Origin of the sequence: Burkholderia singularis (genome assembly GCF_900176645.1) — a bacterium.
GTDB classification, from domain to species: domain Bacteria; phylum Pseudomonadota; class Gammaproteobacteria; order Burkholderiales; family Burkholderiaceae; genus Burkholderia; species Burkholderia singularis.
In genome coordinates this window covers 18463-38869 of record NZ_FXAN01000076.1, presented here as the reverse complement: position 1 = coordinate 38869, position 20407 = coordinate 18463, and the positions used below count along the sequence as shown (strand labels likewise).

Annotated in this window: 19 protein-coding genes and 1 pseudogene; 12 read left to right on the top strand and 8 right to left on the bottom strand. The window is 61.1% G+C overall.

The features are described 5' to 3' along the window. Positions 1-1715 precede the first annotated feature (1715 nt). The gene (locus BSIN_RS17125; protein WP_089341391.1) at positions 1716-2906 is read left to right on the top strand and encodes a DNA-binding protein; all 1191 of its coding nucleotides are present in this window, start codon (positions 1716-1718) and stop codon (positions 2904-2906) included. Between the two features lie 78 nt (positions 2907-2984). Here the strand turns inward: BSIN_RS17125 and BSIN_RS17120 are convergent, their stop codons facing one another. From BSIN_RS17120 to BSIN_RS26915, 3 genes and pseudogenes are all read right to left on the bottom strand, one after another. Next, positions 2985-4025 (bottom strand): tyrosine-type recombinase/integrase, encoded by a 1041-nt coding sequence (locus BSIN_RS17120; RefSeq protein WP_089341390.1) that lies wholly within the window; start codon positions 4023-4025, stop codon positions 2985-2987. A gap of 70 nt (positions 4026-4095) precedes the next feature. After that, positions 4096-4473: a DUF2471 family protein gene (locus tag BSIN_RS17115; protein WP_089341389.1), complete on the bottom strand. Its 378-nt coding sequence runs from the start codon at positions 4471-4473 to the stop codon at positions 4096-4098. A gap of 76 nt (positions 4474-4549) precedes the next feature. After that, positions 4550-4768: pseudogene (locus BSIN_RS26915) on the bottom strand (cupin domain-containing protein); the annotation flags it as partial. On the opposite strand from BSIN_RS26915, the gene BSIN_RS26910 reads away from it, so the two are divergent. The 3 genes from BSIN_RS26910 (at position 4706) to tdh (ending at position 7634) form a co-directional block, all read left to right on the top strand. Continuing rightward, positions 4706-5041, top strand: a complete 336-nt coding sequence (locus BSIN_RS26910) for a hypothetical protein (protein WP_502213866.1) — start codon at positions 4706-4708, stop codon at positions 5039-5041. The pseudogene BSIN_RS26915 and the gene BSIN_RS26910 sit on opposite strands and share 63 nt — an antisense overlap. Positions 5042-5176: 135 nt before the next feature. Then, positions 5177-6595, top strand: a complete 1419-nt coding sequence (locus tag BSIN_RS17105) for a glycine C-acetyltransferase (RefSeq protein ID WP_369828193.1) — start codon at positions 5177-5179, stop codon at positions 6593-6595. A 10-nt stretch (positions 6596-6605) separates the two neighbouring features. Then, positions 6606-7634, top strand: coding sequence for an L-threonine 3-dehydrogenase (gene tdh, locus BSIN_RS17100; protein ID WP_059515699.1), 1029 nt, complete (start codon positions 6606-6608; stop codon positions 7632-7634). Positions 7635-7971: 337 nt separating this feature from the next. Here the strand turns inward: tdh and BSIN_RS17095 are convergent, their stop codons facing one another. The 3 genes from BSIN_RS17095 to BSIN_RS17085 all read right to left on the bottom strand — a co-directional run bounded on the left by BSIN_RS17095 (position 7972) and on the right by BSIN_RS17085 (position 9773). After that, positions 7972-8289 carry a hypothetical protein gene (locus BSIN_RS17095; protein ID WP_256583841.1) on the bottom strand — a complete coding sequence of 106 codons (318 nt, stop codon included), beginning with the start codon at positions 8287-8289 and terminating at the stop codon, positions 7972-7974. A gap of 98 nt (positions 8290-8387) precedes the next feature. Then, positions 8388-9020, bottom strand: a complete 633-nt coding sequence (locus BSIN_RS17090) for a GNAT family N-acetyltransferase (protein WP_089341386.1) — start codon at positions 9018-9020, stop codon at positions 8388-8390. A gap of 102 nt (positions 9021-9122) precedes the next feature. Beyond that, complete coding sequence (locus tag BSIN_RS17085) at positions 9123-9773, bottom strand: YceI family protein (protein WP_089341385.1); 651 nt, start codon at positions 9771-9773, stop codon at positions 9123-9125. Positions 9774-9859: 86 nt separating this feature from the next. On the opposite strand from BSIN_RS17085, the gene BSIN_RS17080 reads away from it, so the two are divergent. Then, positions 9860-10474 (top strand): TetR/AcrR family transcriptional regulator, encoded by a 615-nt coding sequence (locus BSIN_RS17080; RefSeq protein WP_089341384.1) that lies wholly within the window; start codon positions 9860-9862, stop codon positions 10472-10474. A 123-nt stretch (positions 10475-10597) separates the two neighbouring features. Continuing rightward, positions 10598-11077 (top strand): nuclear transport factor 2 family protein, encoded by a 480-nt coding sequence (locus tag BSIN_RS17075; RefSeq protein ID WP_089341393.1) that lies wholly within the window; start codon positions 10598-10600, stop codon positions 11075-11077. Positions 11078-11144: 67 nt separating this feature from the next. Here BSIN_RS17075 and BSIN_RS17070 read toward each other — a convergent pair whose 3' ends face one another. Both BSIN_RS17070 and BSIN_RS17065 read right to left on the bottom strand, forming a co-directional pair. After that, on the bottom strand, positions 11145-12146 hold the full coding sequence (locus tag BSIN_RS17070) for a M14 family metallopeptidase (RefSeq protein ID WP_089341383.1): 1002 nt from the start codon (positions 12144-12146) through the stop codon (positions 11145-11147). A gap of 90 nt (positions 12147-12236) precedes the next feature. Then, the gene (locus tag BSIN_RS17065) at positions 12237-13337 is read right to left on the bottom strand and encodes a tartrate dehydrogenase (RefSeq protein ID WP_089341382.1); all 1101 of its coding nucleotides are present in this window, start codon (positions 13335-13337) and stop codon (positions 12237-12239) included. Positions 13338-13511: 174 nt separating this feature from the next. Between BSIN_RS17065 and BSIN_RS17060 the strand changes: the two genes are divergently transcribed. The 6 genes from BSIN_RS17060 to asnB all read left to right on the top strand — a co-directional run bounded on the left by BSIN_RS17060 (position 13512) and on the right by asnB (position 20362). Next, positions 13512-13859, top strand: coding sequence for a methyltransferase family protein (locus tag BSIN_RS17060; protein WP_256583840.1), 348 nt, complete (start codon positions 13512-13514; stop codon positions 13857-13859). Positions 13860-14001: 142 nt separating this feature from the next. Beyond that, positions 14002-14619, top strand: a complete 618-nt coding sequence (locus BSIN_RS17055; RefSeq protein ID WP_059515698.1) for a glutathione S-transferase family protein — start codon at positions 14002-14004, stop codon at positions 14617-14619. Between the two features lie 70 nt (positions 14620-14689). Further along, positions 14690-14911: a hypothetical protein gene (locus BSIN_RS25460; protein WP_143757480.1), complete on the top strand. Its 222-nt coding sequence runs from the start codon at positions 14690-14692 to the stop codon at positions 14909-14911. Positions 14912-15583: 672 nt separating this feature from the next. Next, a complete protein-coding gene (locus BSIN_RS17050; protein ID WP_059515604.1) occupies positions 15584-16741 on the top strand; it encodes an amidohydrolase family protein in 1158 nt (385 codons plus the stop codon). Between the two features lie 22 nt (positions 16742-16763). After that, entirely contained in the window at positions 16764-18515 is a 1752-nt protein-coding gene (gene cimA / locus BSIN_RS17045) for a citramalate synthase (protein ID WP_159935995.1), read from the top strand. A 2-nt stretch (positions 18516-18517) separates the two neighbouring features. Beyond that, complete coding sequence (gene asnB, locus BSIN_RS17040) at positions 18518-20362, top strand: asparagine synthase (glutamine-hydrolyzing) (RefSeq protein WP_089341379.1); 1845 nt, start codon at positions 18518-18520, stop codon at positions 20360-20362. Positions 20363-20407 lie beyond the last annotated feature (45 nt).

The following is a 20407-nucleotide window of genomic DNA, read 5'->3' as shown; positions in this document are numbered from 1 at the left end:
AGGACGGCGCCGCTACCGCGGCACCGTCAGATAAAAAACTGGGGAAAATTACTTCGACGAAAGTGGGGAGTATCTATCCGACGCTGACAACGGCGCGTATGAGCTTGCCTAAACCCTTTCAGCTCCCGTTGCCCCACAGCGGGAGACCCAAGCCCCGTCCACAACGTGAGTCGCCCATGCCGCGCACTTCTCACCGCTAACGAACTGGCCGCCCCATACGCTCAGTCCCGCCAACGCGACATCGACTAACGTGAACACGTCGATATGATTTCACCTCACCTGCGATTCGACCATTCGGTAACGTCCAGCTGCCGGTCCGCGGACTCATAACCGCGCTTTCGCGTCCACTCGCGCCCTGGTCGCGCCGCATCAAGGCTGTCATTCCATCCGAAGTCCTGAAAAAGCTCACCATTCGCTATTTGTGTCCGTATAGTTACTCGTCACCACAGAACCAGTACACGGGCGATTGCCAGCAATTCACTCCCGAAAACATTCACCTTTGACACAATCGGGTCCACGTCTTTAAAGCCGCCTGCATTCCCGAAAAAACTCACCATTCTCCCAGTGCGCCTAAAAAACCTAATGAACTCTAGGACTTAAGCGCTGTTTTTGAAGCATCGATCGAGCGGTATCCACTCCCGAATTTCCTCACCTAGCAGAAGGCACGCCATCGATGCGATCCGAATGCCACCCCCCGAAAACTCTCACCTTTAATGAAAATCACGTGGCATAGAACTGTCTCATAGCCAGTATCCACGGGCCTTTTCGGGCAAGTGGATGCTCACTTTTCCCGAAAACCCTCACCTTTGGCAAATTTCCACAGAATTTTGTTACCCGTAAACCCTCACCTAAAGCGCTGGCATCGACTGACAGCACGCTCCCGAAAAACTTCACCTTTGTACGGAATCGCCACCCCAAGCCACTATCAAGCTCCCGAAAAACCTCACCTCACCGCGATTGAAAGCCTCAAAACCCCGCCAAATCGGCTTCCTTTCCCGAAAATGCTCACGCGTGATCAGACTGGAATCCCGAGAACGCTCACCTATTGGTCAAAACTGCTTAAAAGAAGGGCAGAATCAGTGTCGCAGATGCATCCCGTAGAGCTTCACCTGTGCATATCCACAGCAAACGGATCATTTCAGGCCCTGTGTGGCCTCACCGCTACCAGTCCCCTGAAAAACCTCACCTTTGCTAAATTGGTCGGTGCGACGTGGTCCTGAACCCGCTCACGATCTTTCCCGCATCGGCTCACGCTGATCCCTGAACCCCATCACGTCGATTCCCGCAGGATGTCACCTTGGCCCCCGTAAAGCTTCACCTTATCGGCGGGAAACCCTTACCACATAAGGCTTTGGGGTGGCGTTAACGTTTTTAACAAGGGTTTCAAGGGTGTTTACTTCTAATACTCTCAAGATTCCCCCATCGAGTTTTCCACAGAAACCCCACCCCTCTCCAGATAAGCTCTCGCGATCTTCCCTTTCAACATGTGAAACAATTGAGATCATTCGGCCCTTATCGAATAACCTTTTATAAACATAGAGTTAAGGGTGATTCTTCGTTTTGTTTCACGGATTTGGAAGAGCCAGGCAGCCAGCACTCCGCTCAATCTGTTCAAAAGTCGATTCAAATAGCAAACAAGCGACAGTCCCTTCAAGAATGTACCAAATAAAACGTGTTTTGTTATTATTGATACGTATCATCTTCTTCCATGGGCCATCATGCTTGATCAGATCCGACAAACTATTCGTGACGAACTCGACACGATGCGAGCGGCTGGAGCGCGTCGTCAGGAATTGTCGCTACACGCATGCAAGCGATTATTTTTCGATCTCGGCATTCGTCCGTCCAGCGCCAACGTCCGCGATTTGACCCAAACCGGCAGTGCCAGCGATATCCCGAAGGACATCGATCACTTTTGGGAACGCATCCGAGCCGCATCGAAAATCCGGCTTGAAGGCGCGGCTATACCCAAGCCTCTGGAGGAAAAGGCCGCCGCATTGTTGGGAACGCTATATGAGGAAGCACTGAAACAAGCCCGTCAAAGCTTCGAGATCGAGCACCAACAGGCAAACAATGAGATAGCCGCGGTCGAACAAAAATATCGTGACGCGCTGATTCGCCAGGAATCGCTCGAGGCTGCGCTCTCTCGCAGCGACGCTCGCGCCGATCATTTGCAAAACAAGTTGATCGAGATGGAGATCAAGCTCGCGTCCGTTTCGACGGAAGAAGCCGCTCGCCAGGATTCGTCGCAGGATCTGATTCGTCGGCTGGAAAACGAAAACGCCCTACTGAACCGTCGCATCGAATCCGAGCAGGCACAAAATGCTGCGCTGCGCGAGCGGATTGACGCTCTCCATACGGAATTGCGCGAAAATACCGAGCACTATGCAAGGCAAATCAAAGACGCGGTCGCGGAAGCAGAACGCCGCGTGAAGCCGATGCTGGTCGAGCTGGACTCGTTGCGGAGCATGGCGTCGACTTATCAACAAGGGCTGCGGGACGTCAATCGCAAGGAATTCGATTTCCTGCAGCAGCTCAGCGCGGCCAAGGCTCGTGCGGATCGCCTCGACGAGCAATTGCGCGAACAAAGTGACGATCTGGCCGAAGCCATCAAAGAAGTGGAGATTTTGCGGGCAAGCCAAGGAATAACGCCTGAACTTGCCGCGCTGATCCGGCGTTTGGCCGACGCCGGCCAACTCGATGCCGCTGCATTCGATGCGATCGGCACATCACTTGATCAGCATGTGACGCTTCCTGCCCGTTGTCCGAAATGTGGTCATGGCGAACCTGAACTGTCGCACAGCACGGACGGGTATGAATTACTCTGCCCAGATTGTGAGCACACGTCTGACGCTCAACCGTCGCGCTTTGCTGCCGCGGCTCATTTTTCCGCTCGCGATGAGTAGTGTGACCCAACACCTTCAAAGGTGAGAGTATTCGGGAGTTGAAAGGTGAGCGTTTTCGGGGGTAAACAAACGGCGGTTTCAAGCACGGCGCGGCGCGATGGCAGCGTCATCGGCAGAAGGTTTCGCGTCGGGTAATGCGTGAGCGAGGTTTTCTTGCCAGTTTTTCCACGCACGATGCAGCCGATTTGCCGAAATCGATTGGGCGAACCCCAACCATTGGCCGACCTTTTCCGGCTCGACGCCGTTTTCGAACAATTCGGCCGCGAACGTATTGCGCAACGTCTGAGGGCTTGCCCGCGCTTCGCGCGACGACGCAATGTCGGCGGCCTCGATAATGGTGTCGACGGCGCGCAGCATCGTCGCCTTGTGCATGGGTCGACCGGATAGCGACGCCGGAAAAACCAAGTCGCCCGGGATCTCGCAGCGTTGGCGTTCGGCGAGCCACGCGTCAAATAACGCGATCGCGAACGAGGCAAGATGGGTGTCGCGGGTGAATTCCGGTTGAGCGGCCGGCACCGTCAGCATGGTCGATCCCAGATTTACGCAACTAATCGTAATAGAGCGAGCTTCGCCGGTTTTCAATCCCGCTCCGAGGAATGCTGCAACGAGCGCACGATCGCGGCGTTCTTTCCAGAGCGTCGCACCGATCGAAGGCAATGGAGAAAACAAATAGGCGAGCAACGCGGCACGTTCGGCCGGCGTCAAAAAACTCGTGGGTTCGTTGTCGCGCGCGCGGCGCCAAGTTGCTTCGCCATCCTGAGCAATGAAGCGAGCGGGATTGGTCGAACCGAGTTCGCTTTTGCGCACGTAATCGAGTACGCGCTCGATCAGCCGTAAATAGCGTACCCGTTGCGTTTTCTTGATGGGCAACTCGCCGACGAAATGCGAGATCGTTTCGGTATCGACCGTAGCAAGTGTCTTCTGCCGTTTCGCAAGCCAGCCGAGGAACGCCCCCCATTGTGCGCGATAGACTTCGGCCGACGAATGGCGGAATTGCTGACTGGCAAGCCATGCGTCGAAGGCGGTGTCTGGATGATGGAGCCAGTCCGACGTGCCGCGATCGAACAGATCGTTTTGGATATCGGGCATGGGGGAGGCGTGAGTCACGGGCGGCGACATGTAAATGATTCCGTTAGTTGCATTAATCGTAACTTGTCGCGATAGCTCAGTGAAGAGTCGGCCGCGTCGGCTAGTCGCCCCAGGTTCGCGTCATGCGCATCGGCCGCGCAGGCGGGTTTACGTCGCCGCAGACATGCGCCGCAGCCTCGTAGGCGGCCACGGCGAACGAGAACACTGCCGGCAGTGCGTTTGATTGCCCAAAGTCGACGGGATCGTCGGTTTCGGGAAAGTGCATGTCGGCCGGGCGTTCGAACAAACAGCGCACGATCGGATCGTGCCGGCTGGCAAAGCCGAGATCGGCGAGCGCTTCGGCCTCGATCGCATGCAGGAGCCGCCACGTCAGCGGAACATGCTGACGGATATAGCGGTCGGCAATGTGGCGGACAATTGTCTCGATATCGTGCGCCGCAGCCTTGAAGCTGAGCGCGGCCAAATCATGTTCGGTCATCGCGGGCTCCTGATTTGCGTATACTGTACGAATATACAGTATTTTGTGCAACTGGCTAAACAGACAGGTCAACTGGTTACGCGCTGTGCTGCCGGTGGATCACGACAAGCAGCGCTTTGGCTTCGCTCTTGCCGGCATTGCGGATTGCGTGGGGGCCGTCGGCCGGATAGCGGGCAGTATCGCCGGTCTTGAGGCGCCGTGTGCCGCCTGCCGCGTCGACTTCAAGCGTCCCGTGCAGCACGGTGAGGTGCTCGCGCGTGCCCGGTTCGTGTGGATTCGACGCGAGCGCGCCGTTTGCCGGCAGCGTGAGTTCGTACCATTCGAATTTGCCCGCGAGTTCGATCGGCCCCCAAACGCGCAGCAAATAGTGGGCTTCGTGGCCGGCGAGGGTAGGAATGTCGTGTGGACCGTCAACGCGAATCGTTTCGGGCGTTTTCGGCTGCGCAAACAATTCGTCGAGACTGATGCCGAGCGCGTTCGTGAGCCGCCATGCAACGGCGATCGTCGGATTTGCCTTATCGCGCTCGATTTCCGACAGCATCGACTTCGATACGCCCGCCGCACGTGACAGATCGTCGAGCGTCAGTTTGCGTTCGTTGCGCAGCCGCTGGATCTGTTCGCCGACGCGCGGCGGCGTTGCAGGCGCGGAGGTGGCGCGGCGTGCGCCGGAAGAGCTTGCCATTTGAATTCCGTTCGCTTAGAGTTGTTCGATATTCCGAATTTTAGTTCGAAATATAAGAAAAATACGCTAAACCCAACAGCCGACTATAACAGCAGCAGGCCGCTTCACCGCCGCCGAGAGTGCGGGCGAGCGCCGGATCATGGCTCCCGCGGGCATGCGCCGGGGCCGCCAAGCACGGTGGCTGCGTTCGACGCGGCGGTCGACTGGGATGCGGGAGCTGTTCATTTCAGGAGCTATGCGATGCGTGATGCTTACCTTGCCCATCTGCGCCAGACGATCGATCAGATTCGCGCGGACGGTTTCTACAAGACCGAACGCGAGATCGCGAGCCCGCAGGCCGCCGATATCCGGCTCGCCGATGGCAAGCAGGTGCTGAATTTCTGTGCGAACAACTATCTAGGGCTCGCGGACGATTCGCGGCTGATCGCCGCCGCGCAGGCGGCGCTTGAGCGGGATGGATTCGGCATGGCGTCGGTGCGTTTCATTTGCGGCACGCAAACCGTGCATAAGCAACTGGAAGCCGCGCTGTCCGCATTCCTGAAGACCGACGACGCGATTCTCTATTCGAGCTGTTTCGACGCGAACGGCGGCCTGTTCGAAACGCTGCTCGGCGAAGAGGATGCAATCATCAGCGACGAGCTGAACCACGCGAGCATCATCGACGGCGTCCGGCTGTCGAAGGCGAAGCGCTTTCGTTACAAGAATAACGATCTGGCCGACCTCGAGGCGAAGCTGCGCGAGGCCGACGCCGCAGGCGCGCGCTTCAAGCTGATTGCCACCGACGGCGTGTTCTCGATGGACGGCATCATCGCGAACCTGAAAGGCATTTGCGATCTGGCCGATCGTTACGGTGCGCTCGTGATGGTCGACGATTCGCATGCGGTCGGCTTCATCGGCGAGCATGGACGCGGCACGCCCGAGCATTGCGGCGTCGAAGGCCGGATCGACATCGTGACGGGTACGCTCGGCAAGGCGCTGGGCGGCGCATCGGGCGGCTATGTGGCCGCGCGGCGCGAAGTCGTCGAACTGCTCAGGCAGCGTTCGCGCCCGTATCTGTTCTCGAACACGCTCGCGCCGAGCATTGCGTCGGCGTCGTTGCGCGTGCTCGAATTGCTGGCGAGCGACGAAGGTGCGAAGCGGCGCGAGCGCGTCCGTGCGAACGGCGCGCGCTTTCGCGAGAAAATGGGCGCGGCGGGCTTCACGCTCGTGCCGGGCGAGCATCCGATCATTCCGGTGATGCTAGGCGACGCACAAGTGGCCACGAAGATGGCCGATGCGCTGCTTGCCGAAGGCGTGTATGTGATCGGCTTCTCGTATCCGGTCGTGCCGCGCGGGCGCGCGCGCATCCGCACGCAGATGAGCGCCGCGCACACGCCAGAGCAGATCGACCGTGCGGTTGACGCGTTCGTGCGCGTCGGCAAGACGTTCGGCGTGGTATAGGGAGATGGCGATGAAAGCGCTTGTCAAACTGAATCCCGCGCCGGGCCTGACGCTTACGCGCGTGAAGAAACCCGAGGTCGGCCACAACGACGTGCTCATCAAGATTCGCCGTACCGCGATTTGCGGCACCGACATCCACATTTGGAAGTGGGACGAATGGGCGCGCAAGACGATTCCCGTGCCGATGCACGTCGGGCATGAATATGTGGGCGAGATCGTCGAGATGGGCCAGGAGGTACGCGGCTTCGAAATCGGCGATCGCGTGTCGGGCGAAGGCCACATTACCTGCGGATTCTGCCGGAACTGCCGCGCGGGGCGCCGGCATTTGTGCCGCAATACGGTGGGCGTGGGCGTGAACCGCGAAGGGGCGTTCGCGGAGTATCTGGCGATACCCGCATTCAACGCGTTTAAGATTCCGGCGGAGATCTCCGACGATCTTGCCGCGATTTTCGATCCGTTCGGCAACGCCGCGCATACCGCGCTGTCGTTCAACCTCGTCGGCGAGGACGTCTTGATCACCGGAGCGGGGCCGATCGGCGTGATGGCGGTGGCGATCGCCAAGCATGTCGGCGCACGCAACGTCGTGATCACCGACGTCAACGATTACCGGCTGGAGCTTGCGCGCAAGATGGGCGCGACACGCGCCGTGAACGTATCGCGCGAATCGCTGCGCGACGTGATGGCCGATCTGCGAATGACCGAAGGCTTCGATATCGGGCTCGAGATGTCGGGTGCGCCGAGCGCGTTCACGAGCTTGCTCGAGGCGATGAATCACGGCGGCAAGGTCGCGCTGCTCGGTATACCTCCCGCGCAGACCGCGATCGATTGGAATCAAGTGATTTTCAAGGGGCTCGAAATCAAGGGCATCTACGGCCGCGAGATGTTCGAGACCTGGTACAAGATGGTCGCGATGCTGCAAAGCGGGCTCGACCTGTCACCGATCCTCACGCACCGCTTTCCGGTCGACGAGTTCGAAAAGGGCTTCGCGGCGATGATTTCGGGCGAGAGCGGCAAGGTGATTCTCGACTGGACGCAGTAACGAAGCGTCTGCGGCGCGCTTGCGGCGCGCGGACCCGCCGAGCGGCGTGGCGGATCGTGCATCGCATCGGCCGCGCAGAGAGAACGATCGCGCAACGACCTTCAATAGCAGCCTGGCGACCTACACCGTCGTCCGGTTGCGATTGAGCGCGCGGCATCGACGCGCGTGGCGCGATAGATCCATCGTTCGACATTTCGGCCGTGCTGCACGATTTCGTTACAACGCAACGGCCGTCTATTCGATCGAAAGAACTCAAAGGTGAGAGTAAACGGGATATCAAAATTTCAACGTCGCGCGAGCAAACGGCGTGGACTCGTTTGCGGCGTGGACTCGTTCGTCATCGCGCATCGTCGAGCAGATGCGGATTCAATTCGATATGCAGAATGACGAGCCAACGTTTCGGGCAGTCGGCCGGGACGGTATGCGCGGCTCCGGCGCGCGGTGCTTGGCGCTTCAACCGGCCGCTCGACAGCGCGTCGCGGTACGCGCGTTGCGCGTCGGATTGCAACCAGAAGCTGACGAGCGCACAACTGATGAAATTGAATCCGAGCAACACGGTGGGATCGGCGTCGTATCCGATGGCGCGCGCGAGGCCGGCAAACGCGGCGCTCAGCGCCTGGCTCACCGCGATCGTGACGAAAACGATTTTCGCCATCCCGCGCGCCCATGGCAGCCTTCGCGAGTGCGGGCGTTCGCGCATCGCGTCGGCCCGATGGAGCGAGCGGCCGTGCTTGCGTAGACCGCTGTTGCGTTTCATGCGGCGTGCCGCAGTGGCGTCAGCGCGAGCGGAAATTCGCGCGCGCTGCGCGCGAACAATGGCGAAATCGCAGTCGGCTTGCAGAGGATCGCGCTATCGTAGCCTTTACCCGCGAAATGCATGACATCGACCACGCGGAATCCTTGGCTCGTGTAGAAATCGATGAGGTGCGTAGCGGGTTGCGGCGTGTCGAGCGCAAGACGCGTATAGCCGCGCGCCGCGGCCCAGTGCGCGGCGCAGGTGAGCATCGCGCGCCCCACGCCGCGCCCTTGCCAAATCGGATCGACGCCGAATTGGCGCAGCGTCGCGACGCCGCAACGGCGATAAAGCTCGCAGTCGGACAGGGCGTCGCGCGTGTGCAGCGTCATCGTCGCGATCAAATGGCCGTTGCAGACGGCGACGTAGCATTCGCCGGCAAGCGCCCGTTGCCGTGTGATCGCGGCGGGCTGGTCGACGCATACGCAGTTGAGCCCCATCTGACCGAGCCGCGCGAACGCGCGATGCAAGAGCGCGGTCAGCTCGTCATACGAATCGTATGCCGGATTGAAACGTCTCAGCACGACTCGTCCATCCACACGCTTTGCACAGGCGATACGCAAAGGCCGTTCGATAGTTGCCCGCTGCTGCATGATGCCTCCGTAACCTCGATGGTTGTTCGCAGTGTAGGGAGACGCAAGCGGGCCTTTCAAGAAAAAATGTCGTAAAAAAAACGGATCGTGGCGGCTGTGCCGTCACGAACGTGCCGCCTCACCTTCCTTGACAAATTCCGCTTCGATTCGCACGCGCACTTCGTCTCCCACCGCCGGATACCAGCTCGTCACGCCGAACTGGGCGCGGCTGAGCGTGGCGCTTGCGGAGAAGCCGAGCGTGTCCTGCGTCGTCAGCGGATTGCGGCCATAGCCGTTGAAGGTGACCGCGAGCGTGACGGGGCGTGTGATGTCGCGGATCGTCAGATTGCCGCTCAGCGTGCCTTGCGTGTCGCTTATGCGCGTGAAGTGCGTGCTTTCGAAGCGGATGCTCGGATGGCGGACGGCATCGAGCGCGTCGTTGCCGGCAACGAGCTTGTCGAGCAGCGGCACATTGGTATCGATGCTCGATGCATCGATCGACACGGTTGCGCTGCTTTCGGTAAGACCGCCCGCGCGCCAGTCGAGTTGCGCGTTCGCGCGGTCGAAGCGCATCGTGAAGCGCGAATACTTCAAGTGATCGACATCGAACACGATGCTCCAGTGATGTGGATCGAGCGTGTAGCGGCCCGCCGGAACGGCGGCCTGCGCCACTGTCGGATGATGGGTGACGACACGCCAAGGCATGCAGCCGGGCATCGTTGCTGCAAGCGCGGCGATGCTGGCGATCGACGCCGCCCATTGCACTGGTTTCATTCGCATCCCTTGATCGGAAACGTGCGCAGACGATAGCGCATCGGCCGGATGTTGACAAAGGAGAATGATCGTTCTACCTTAGGCGGATGAATACGAAACCGGATCTTTCCTCAAGCGGCGCGCGTGAGCGTTTGCTCGATGCGGCCGACACACTGATCTACGCAGGCGGCATTCATGCGACGGGCGTCGATGCGATCGTCAAGCTGTCGGGCGCGGCACGCAAGAGCTTTTATACGCACTTCGAATCGAAAGAGGCGCTGGTTGCCGCCGCGCTGGAGCGGCGCGACGAGCGCTGGATGACATGGTTTGCCGAAGCGACGGTAAAACGCGGCAAGACGCCGCGCGCGAGGCTCGTCGGCATGTTCGACGTGTTGCGCGAGTGGTTCGAGCAACCGGATTTTCACGGCTGCGCTTTTCTCAACGTGTCCGGAGAGATCGAGCGGCCGGATGATCCGATTCGCCTCGTCGCGCGCGCGCACAAGGCACGGTTGCTCGAGTTCGTGCGCGAGCAGCTTGACGCGCACGCGGCCGGCACGGGCGCGGATCGGCGGCTGCTTGCGCGGCTCGCGCGCCAATGGCTCGTATTGATCGACGGCGCGATCGGCGTCGCGCTCGTGAGTGGCGATGCGTCGGCCGCGCGTGACGCGAAGGCGGCGGCAACCATGCTGCTCGATGCGACGTTACCCAGCCAACCCGGCTGATACCGGTTTTCATCGTTGCCGATCCGCTTTTCCCTTCATTCGATCGAGTCGCGGTTCATTCATCTGCCCGCCGTCCGTTGGCAAGCCGGGCAGGCCTTTCACGCCTTCAATTTGGAGAACGTCATGTCTGATTCAGTCGAAATCCGTCCGCCGGTTCCGCCATTTACCGAGGAGACCGCGCGCCAGAAGGTGCGCGCGGCCGAAGACGGATGGAACACGCGCGACCCGCAGCGTGTGTCGCTTGCCTATACGCGGGACAGCCGATGGCGCAATCGAGCCGAATTCGCCACTGGGCGCGATGAGATCGTTGCGCTGTTGCGGCGCAAGTGGACGCGCGAACTCGACTACCGGCTCATCAAGGAATTGTGGGCGTTCGGCGGCAATCGGATCGCCGTGCGCTTTGCCTACGAATGGCACGACGATGCCGGCAACTGGTTCCGCTCGTATGGAAACGAGAATTGGGCATTCGACGAACACGGGCTGATGGCGCATCGGCATGCATGCATCAACGATTTGCCGATACGGGAAGCCGATCGGCTGTTCCATTGGCCGCTCGGCAGGCGGCCCGACGATCATCCGGGGCTGTCGGATCTCGGGCTTTGAATTGCCGTGGCCGCACGGGCGCGGGCGCCATGCAGGCGCGGCGCCCGTGCGGCCGCGCTCGGCCGAGTCAGCCGCGTTGCGGTATCTCGCGTTCGAGACGGCCAAGCCGTACTACAGTGACCCCAGGCCGCAATTGGCGCAGCGACGGCATCACGAGCACGCAATGCGGGTAAGGCGTCGTGATGGGAGCGCCGTCTGACCAGCCGATCACCTCGCCTGCTTCGGCAAAATGCTCGAGGCCGGTGTATGCATCGGCGAAGCGGAAATCGAGGCTCGCGGCGACCACGGCATGCGTCACCTGTACGACACGCACGGTTGGCGCGAGCGGTTGAAACCAGTCGGCAGGCAGATCTTGCGCATCGACGATACCGGATGCGCTTAGAAACCGCGCGGTGCTGTCGCACGCAACGGTGACGGCCCGCGCTTCCCAGTGCTGCCCGCATTCGATCAGCAGCGCATTCTTTTCGCTGACGGGGTTGCCGAAGCCGCCGTAGTCGCGCATGCGCGTGCCTTCCGGATGGCCCGCGTCCCGAATCACGGTCGATGGTGCGCCGATGCGCAGCGCAAGCGCCGCGCCCTTGTCGAGCGGGCCCGCGACGATCAACGGCGCACTGCGTTCGTGCATCGAATGCAGATCGAGCAGCCAATCGGCTTCGTCGACGAACGGCCGCAATGCGCGCGCGCGATCGAGTTCGAGCGACCGTTGCGACCGGTCGTCGAGCAGAGCGGGCGTCCACACGCGATTGAAATCTTGATCGACGAAACGCGCGGCATCCGGCGCTTGCGGATCGAAGCGCGCGTAGGCGGCGACGTTCGCGAACGACAACGTCAGCACCCCGCGGCGCGGGCGCACCGCGCGCTTGAGCAGCGCATCGACGACAATCGCGCCGCACACTTCATTGCCGTGCGTCAGCGCGTTGACCATCACGCACGGGCCGGGCACGCCGGAATCGAAACGATGCACGTAATCGACACCGGTATTGCCGGCGCGGTGCGCGTCGAGATCAGGAAAGCGAACTTCGACCGGATAAGGAGAATGGTGAGGAAATTCGGGAGCCGGTTCGATCATGGTGAGCCTTTGCGGGAACGGGGCGAAATGCCGGAGATTCGATGCAGCCTTCGCGTGATGATCGGCACGTCAGACTATGGCCTCCGATCGTCAGGCCGATGCCGTTTCGCCGAGCAGATGCGCGACGATGGCGCTGCCGACTTCGCTCGTCGAGGCTTGGCCGCCCAGATCGCGCGTGCGCGGGCCGTGCTTCAACACATGCTCGATCGCGGCGAGGATCGCGTCGTGTGCTTCGCGCGCCGGGCCTTCGCCGTGGCCGAGAAAATCGATCATCATCGCGGCCGACCAGATCATCGCAATCGGATTGGCGATCTTGCGGCCCGCGATGTCCGGTGCGGAACCATGTACCGGCTCGAACAGCGACGGAAACGCACGCTCGGGATTCAGATTGGCCGACGGCGCGATGCCGATCGTGCCGGTGCAGGCCGGTCCGAGATCGGACAGGATGTCGCCGAACAGATTCGATGCGACGACGACGTCGAACCGGTTCGGCTGCATGACGAAACGCGCGCAAAGGATGTCGATATGCTGCTTGTCCCACGTGACGTCCGGGTAATGCGCGGCCACCTCGGCTGCGCGCGCGTCCCACCACGGCATGCTGATTGCGATGCCGTTGCTTTTCGTCGCGACGGTGAGCTGTTTGGCGCGGCGCTGCGCCAGCTCGAAAGCGAACCGCATCACGCGCTCGGTGCCGCGCCGCGTGAACACGGCTTGCTGAACGACGAATTCGCGCTCGGTACCCTCGAACATCGTGCCGCCGACGGCCGAATATTCGCCCTCGGTGTTCTCGCGCACGATCATGAAATCGATATCGCCCGCGCGGCGGCCGGCGAGCGGGCATGGCACGCCGTCGAACAGGCGCGCGGGCCGCAAATTCACGTATTGGTCGAACTCGCGGCGGAACTTGATCAGCGAACCCCACAGCGAGACGTGATCGGGCACCGTCGCGGGCCAGCCGACGGCACCGAACAGCAGCGCATCCATGCCCGATAGCTGGGCCTTCCAGTCGTCGGGCATCATTTGGCCGTGCCGCGCGTAGTAGTGGCAGCTTGCCCATTCGATCGGCGTGTAATCGAAGCGCAAGCCGAAGCGGCGGCTTACCGCGTCGAGCGCGCGCAGCCCTTCGGGCATCACTTCGACGCCGATGCCGTCGCCGGGAATCACGGCGATTCGATAGGTGTCGTCGCTCATGCTGGGTGCCTCATCGTGTCCATCCTCCTGCGGGCTTGAGCCGGCCGGGCGGCGCATCGCGCGGCCGGGCGGCGTGAGCGATGGTTGGGTCGTCTCGTCTTCACACGTCTCATCCTTGGTTCGTGCATTTTATGGGTTTACGGAAGATTAGAATCGGCTCTGCGTTGGGCGGCGGTGCTCATTGGCAATGGCTTGGTGACGGCGGGTTTCGTGCTGTGCTTCTATACGCTGCGCGAAAACAGTTTTGCATCGAGCGTGATCGAGGTCAGCCAGGAGCAGACGGTCGTGTCGACCGGGCCGTATGGCCGGGTCCGCCATCCGCTGTACTCGGCGGCATTGGTGATACTTTTCGGGAGCCGGATCGCGCTGCAATCGCGCTGGGCGGCTGTGTTGACGGTGCTGCTCGCCACCGTCATCGTTGTGCGGCTGATCGACGAGGAACGCTATCTGAACACGCATCTCGAAGGCTGTCGCGCGTATTGCGATACGGTGCGCTGGCGGCTCGTGCCGGGTCTCTGGTGAGCGTTGCATCGCGCGCTTGCCATTCGCGGCCTGCATTCGTCCTGTTCCGCTGTCCTGCCCGCGCCCGTGGGAACTGTATCTGTCGGTGCACGCGGCGCGTTTCTACAATCGTTTTCCACTCTTCTCGATCAAAGGGCGTCCGATGCTGAAAGTACTCGGTAAGACATCGTCGATCAACGTGCGCAAGGTGCTGTGGACATGCGCGGAACTGCGGCTCGACTACGAGCGCGAGGATTGGGGCATCGGGTTTCAGTCGACGCAGACGCCCGAGTTCCTTGCGCGCAATCCGAACGGCCTCGTGCCGGTGCTCGAGGACGGCGATTTCGTGCTTTGGGAATCGAACGCGATCATCCGCTATCTCGCGAACCGCTACGGCGGCGCGCATTTGTATCCGGACGAGCCGCAGGCACGGGCGCGCGTCGACCAATGGCTCGACTGGCAGGCAACGACGCTCAATCCCGCCTGGGTCTACGCGTTTCTCGGGCTGATACGCCAGCAACCGGCGTATCAGGATGCCGCGCAGATCCGCGCGTCATGCGATGCGTGGGCGCAGCGCATGACGCTTCTCGATGCGCAACTCGGCAAGACGGGCGCCTTTGTCGTGGGGCCGGACTATACGCTGGCGGATATCGTGATCGGCTTGTCGGTGAATCGTTGGTTGCGCACGCCGTTCGACAAGCCGGAATTGCCGGCCGTGTCTGCATACTTTGAGCGGCTCGCCGCGCGGCCAGGTTTCATCGAATACAACAACGTGCCTTGAGCCGCACGGCCGTTTCCGTGTCGAGCCGGAGCGCCCACGCGTTCCGGCTCGGAGCTGGCGGGACGTTTCAATGGATACCGGTTTTTTTAAAGGTGAGATTTTTCGGGAGCCGCTGGTTGGACGTTCGCTCGCCGTCGAAATCCTGCTGACGTGGGTTGGCGCATCACCCTTCGATGCTGAGCGGCAAACCGTGCATCGAGCCTATCAGGGCGTTGTATTGCCTGTGACCTTTTGGTCGAGTCTCGCGCGTGAGCGTGCGAGCAGCGTTGGGAAATTGCCGTTCGCGGGTTGAGCGCGGCCGCCGCGACGCCGCAAATGCACGCGCGGGGCCCGCGCAATGCGGGACGACGGCAGCGCATCAGAGAGGGAAACAGGGTGCGAGATCCAATGAGACAAAACGGCTGAATCTTGAGACAAAACAAACTTTCACCCGATTTGGTTTCTGATTATTCTTTTTCCCGTCGATTGGTCGAGACGGTGTCAAATAAATCGGGATGGATTTTACTGACGCCAATAAACCGGAAAAATGACGGTGTTTTTGTGCTGTTCAAATAGTCGGATATTTGAAAGGGTGATGTTATCCGGAATTAGGACATCTTAAACGGAAAATTCATGCAAACGCGCTGCCGCGTGCCGGCGCGCGTTGGCTGACGGTCCGTGCCCGCGAACGCCATATGCCGTGATTCCCGCGTCCCTGATACCAGGGAGGCTGGCGGTCGCCATCGTGTTTTTTCTATCGGCCATTCGCACGTCGAGAGCTGGTTCGAGTGGTAAAGCCGTATCTCCTGTTATGACGGAGAGTTGTATTAAAAATAATCGGATCGGAATCAGAGCAATACGCCGAATCCGGGAATTAGGCGTTCCAATTCAGTTTATGAAAATGATTGGCGACTGTTTAGCTGGCCATGCTTCATAGATTATTTCTTGAGCACCTGATCTCAAACGCAAAATAGGACGAATTGCCATGACCTTCAATAGAATTTCCGCTGACTCGCATATCGACCTGCATTGGCTGCCGTCGGATTTATTCACCAAAAATGCCCGGTCCGATTTGAAAGACCGGATGCCGTTCGTGGTCGAAGCGGAAGATCCGTATTGGACGAACCACAAGAAAACCTGGCTGGGCTACGTGTGCGGCTTCGGTCCGTATGGCCAGAAATACGTGCCGGGCAGCAATGCGAAGATCGACATCATGGCTGCGACCGGCCTGTATCGGGATGCCGCGAACGGTCGCCGCCGCGTGAGCGATCCGGTGCTGCGGCAGGAGGACATGGATCTCGACGGAGTCGACGCCGACGTCGTGTACGGCCTTGCCGCCGAAACGCTGATGCGCATGGAAGATCCGGAAGCCGCGATCGAAATGTGCCGCATCTACAACGATTGGCTCGTCGATTTCTGCAAGGGCTCGAGCGGCCGGCTCTACGGCCTGGCCGCGTTGAACGATTCGGATGTGGACGCCGCCGTTCAGGAAGTGCGCCGCATCGCCGAATATCGCAAGTCCGGCATCGTCGGCGTGAATCTCGCGATGAGCCGTGAGACGCGTCCGCTCTGGCATCCGAGCTGGGAGCCGCTGTGGCGCACGATCGCGGAATCGGGCCTGCCGCTGCACATTCACTGCTTCCGCTCGCTGCCGTTGACGCTCGAGGAAATCGACGTCCAGGGGCAAGCCAAGCGCGCCGCGTTCTTCACGAGCGTGACCGGCTTCCAGATGAGCCTCGTGCATCCGCTGGCGGCGCTGATCGGCTCGGGCGTGCTCGAGCGTCATCCGAACCTGCGCGTCGTGCTGGGCGAAAGCGGCCTGGGCTGGCTGCCTTACGTGCTCGAGCGGATGGATCACGAATTCAAGGGACGTTTCCAGGATCTCGAGCTGAAGATGCTGCCGAGCGAATACTGGCGGCGCCAGTGCAAGGCGTGCTTCCAGACCGACCGGATCGGCTTCAAGCTGGTCGAGGATCTTGGCGTCGAGACGCTCATGTGGGGCTCCGACTATCCGCACTCGGACGGCACGTGGCCCGAATCGGCCAAGGTGTTTGCCGAGCAGTTCAGCGGACTGTCGGACGACGTGATGCGCAAGATCACGTATGAGAACGCCGGCCATTTCTACGGCATCCTCAAAAACTGAGCGGCCGCATACCGGGGGCAGCATGATCAAGATCTACGACTGCACGTTGAGGGAGGGGGCTCAGGCGTCCGGAGTCTCCTTTTCGGTACAAGACAAGCTGCGAATCACGGAGCTGTTGGACGACATCGGGTTTACGTACACCGAGGGCGGATGGCCCGGCTCGAACGCCAAGGACACGCTCTTTTTCCAGGAGCTGAAGGCGCTGCCGCTGAAGAAGATCAAGGTCGTCGCCTTCGGGCGCACCAAGCGCGCGTCGAGCCGGGCGGAGGACGACGCGAGCCTCAACGCGCTCGTGCGCACCGGCATTCCTTACGGGCACATCTTCGGCAAGGGCTGGGATTTGCACGTGAGCGAGGTGCTCGGCATCTCGCCGGAAGAGAATCTCGAATCGGTGTACGAATCGATCCGCTTCCTCAAGAAGCACATGGAAGAGGTCAGCTTCGGCTTCGAGCATTTCTTCGACGCGTACAAGGAGAATCCGTCCGGCGCGATGAAGCTGATCGAGACCGCGGTTCAAGCCGGCGTCGATTGGATCGATCTGGCCGATACGAACGGCGGCTGCTTTCCGCACGAAGTGGCCTCGATCGTATCCACTGTCACCCGGTCGTTCGATATCGAGTTCGCCGTTCATTGCCATAACGATACGGGCTGCGGCGTCGCCAACACGATCGCCGCGGTGCAGAACGGCGTGAAGATCGTCGAGGGGACGGTCAACGGGTATTCCGAGCGCTGCGGGATGGCCGACCTCTGCACGGTCATTCCCAATCTGCAACTGAAACTCGGCTACCCGATCCTCGAGCCGGGCAAGCTGCAGCAATTGACGCGGCTGTCGCAGGAAGTCGCGGAGTTGTTGCAGGCCGAGCCGCCCGCGTTCCATCCGTATGTCGGATCGCTCGCGTTCACGCACAAGGCAGGCGTGCATGTCGACGGCTTCCTGAAGCTAAAGCGAACTTACGAACACATCGATCCCGCACTCGTCGGCAATCGCAGCGACATTGTCGTGTCGGAAGTTTCGGGCAAGAGCAACCTGAACAGCTTCCTGCGCAAGCATCGGCTCGACCATCTGTTCGCCGACCGCGATCTCGAAGGGCTCGTGCGGCTCGTCAAGGAACTCGAGTTCGGCGGTTTCGAATTCAACTCGTCCGAGGAATCGCTCGTCCTGATGCTGCTGCGGCATTGCGGGAAGACGAGCCGCCGTATCCAGGTGAACCGGCTGTCCGTCAAATTGGCGGACGAGGCCGCGCCGGACGCGGCCATCGGCGGCGCGATTTCCGCGTTGGCGGACAACCGCGCCGATCTGCCGGACTGGGGGGTGCCGATCGGCGCCAGCACGATCGAGTTCGACGGCGTTTTCGACTTTATGTCCGGCCGGGATCCGATCGTCGGCGAGCGCGTGCAATTTTCACTGACGAACGACAAGGCGTCGCTCAATCATCTGGTCGAGGGTTTCGTCGCACGCTGCAGCGAGTTTTTCCCCGAGCTGGCGGGCACGAGGCTCGTCGATTTCAAGATTCGCGCAATCAACGACCGCAGGCGCCGCGTTCGCGTCGTGCTGGAGTTCACCGACGGTTCCCGGACGTGGAAGATGGGCGCGGTCAATTCGAGCGTCGCCAATGCCACGCTGAACGCGACGATCGAGGCGCTCGAGTATCGGCTGTGCATGGGCGATCTCGGCACGTTCACGCAGCCGGAGGCCAATCCGCAGACGCTCGGCAATCTCGTGTCGGCGGCCAGCGACAGCCGGCAATCCGCGTTCGCAGACAACGGGAGGTAATCATGTGCGGCATCACGGGCTGGGTGGACTGGGGTCACGATTTGCGCGAGCACGTCGCGACGTTGCGCAACATGACGGCGTGCCTCGTGCATCGCGGTCCGGATGCGTCGGGCGAATGGGTGAGCGCGCGCGCCGCGCTCGGCCATCGCCGTCTGTCGATCATCGATCCCGCCAACGGCGCGCAACCGATGGTGCGTCACGCGCGTCATCGCACCTTTGTCATTGCCTATAACGGCGAGCTTTACAACACGCCCGAATTGCGGCGCGCGCTGGAAAGCCGGGGTTGCCGGTTCGAGACGCATTGCGATACGGAAGTGCTGCTGCAGGCGTATATCGAATGGGGGCCGGCTTGCCTGGACCGTCTCAACGGCATTTTTGCGTTCGCCGTTTGGGACGAAAGCGACAAGCGTCTTTTCATGGCGCGGGACCGGATCGGCGTGAAGCCGCTGTTCTTCGCGAAACTGGATAGCGGCTTGCTGTTCGGCTCCGAGATGAAGGCGATTCTCGCGCATCCGCAGGTGTCGCGCGAAGTCAAGGTAGACGCGTTTCACGAGCTGCTGTTTCTCGGGCCGGCGCGCACGCTGGGCTCTGGCGTGTTTCGCCAGATCGACGAACTGAAGCCGGGCTGGTGCCTGACGTACAGCCCGAGCGGAATCGAGACGTGGCAGTACTGGAAACTCGAAAGCCATCCGCATGAGGACAGCTTCGAGACGACCGTCGAGCGCGTGCGCGAGCTGGTGGTCGATGCCGTGACGAACCAGTTGGTGTCCGACGTGCCGGTGGGCACGATGGTATCGGGCGGGCTCGATTCCAGTTCGATCACCGCGATCTCCGCAGGCGTGTTCAAGGAAGCGGGCAAGCAGCTCGATACGTATTCGATCGATTTCGTCGACAACAGCACGCACTTCAAGCCGACCGATTACGTGCCCGACGAGGATGCGCCGTGGGCGGACAAGGTCACCCGCCATTTGCAGACGAATCACCGTCGCGTGTTGCTCGATACGTCCGAGTTGATTTCGCAGCTCGGCGCCGCGATGCGCTCGCGCGATCTGCCGGGGATGTGGGAAGTCGACGCGTCGCTTCAACTCTTTTGCCGCGAGATCAAGAAACATTCGACGGTGGTGCTGTCGGGCGAAACCGCCGACGAGATTTTCGGCGGCTATCGCTGGTTTCATCAGGCGCGCGATTACGAAGTCGAGCGCTTTCCTTGGGTGCGCATGGTGGACGGCCGCGAGCGGCTGCTCGCGCCGGCGTTGCGCGACGGGCTCGATGCCGATGCGCTCGTGGCCGAGCATTATCGGCAGACCATCGCCGAATGCCCGGCATTACCGGGGGAGGAGCTGGGCGAGGCGCGCCGCCGCCAAATGTTCTACATCAACTTCACCCGCTGGCTGCCGATGATGCTCGATCGCAAGGACCGGGCGAGCATGGCCGAAGGGCTGGAAGTGCGCGTGCCGTTCTGCGATCACCGCATCGTCGAGTATCTGTGGAACGTGCCGTGGACCATGAAGAACGCCGGCGACCGTGAAAAAGGGCTGTTGCGGCATGCGATGCAGGGCATTTTGCCCGACGACGTGATCTGGCGGCCGAAGAGCCCGTTTCCGACCACGCACAACCCGAAGTATCTGCACGACGTGCGTGCGCTGCTGACCGAGCGGTTGCGCGATGCGGCGTCGCCGCTGCGGCCGCTGCTCGATGCGGCCGAACTGGACCGCGTGCTCGCCGCGCCCGACGACGAGGCGAGAGACCGGCACTGGTTCGGCATGTACGCGAAGGACGCGCAGTTCCTCGCCTATCTGTATCAGATCGACCTATGGATGTCGGAGTACCGGGTCTCGCTCGTGTGACGCCGCGAAGGCTCCGACGTCGTGCGACCAACATTGCGCGGCCGA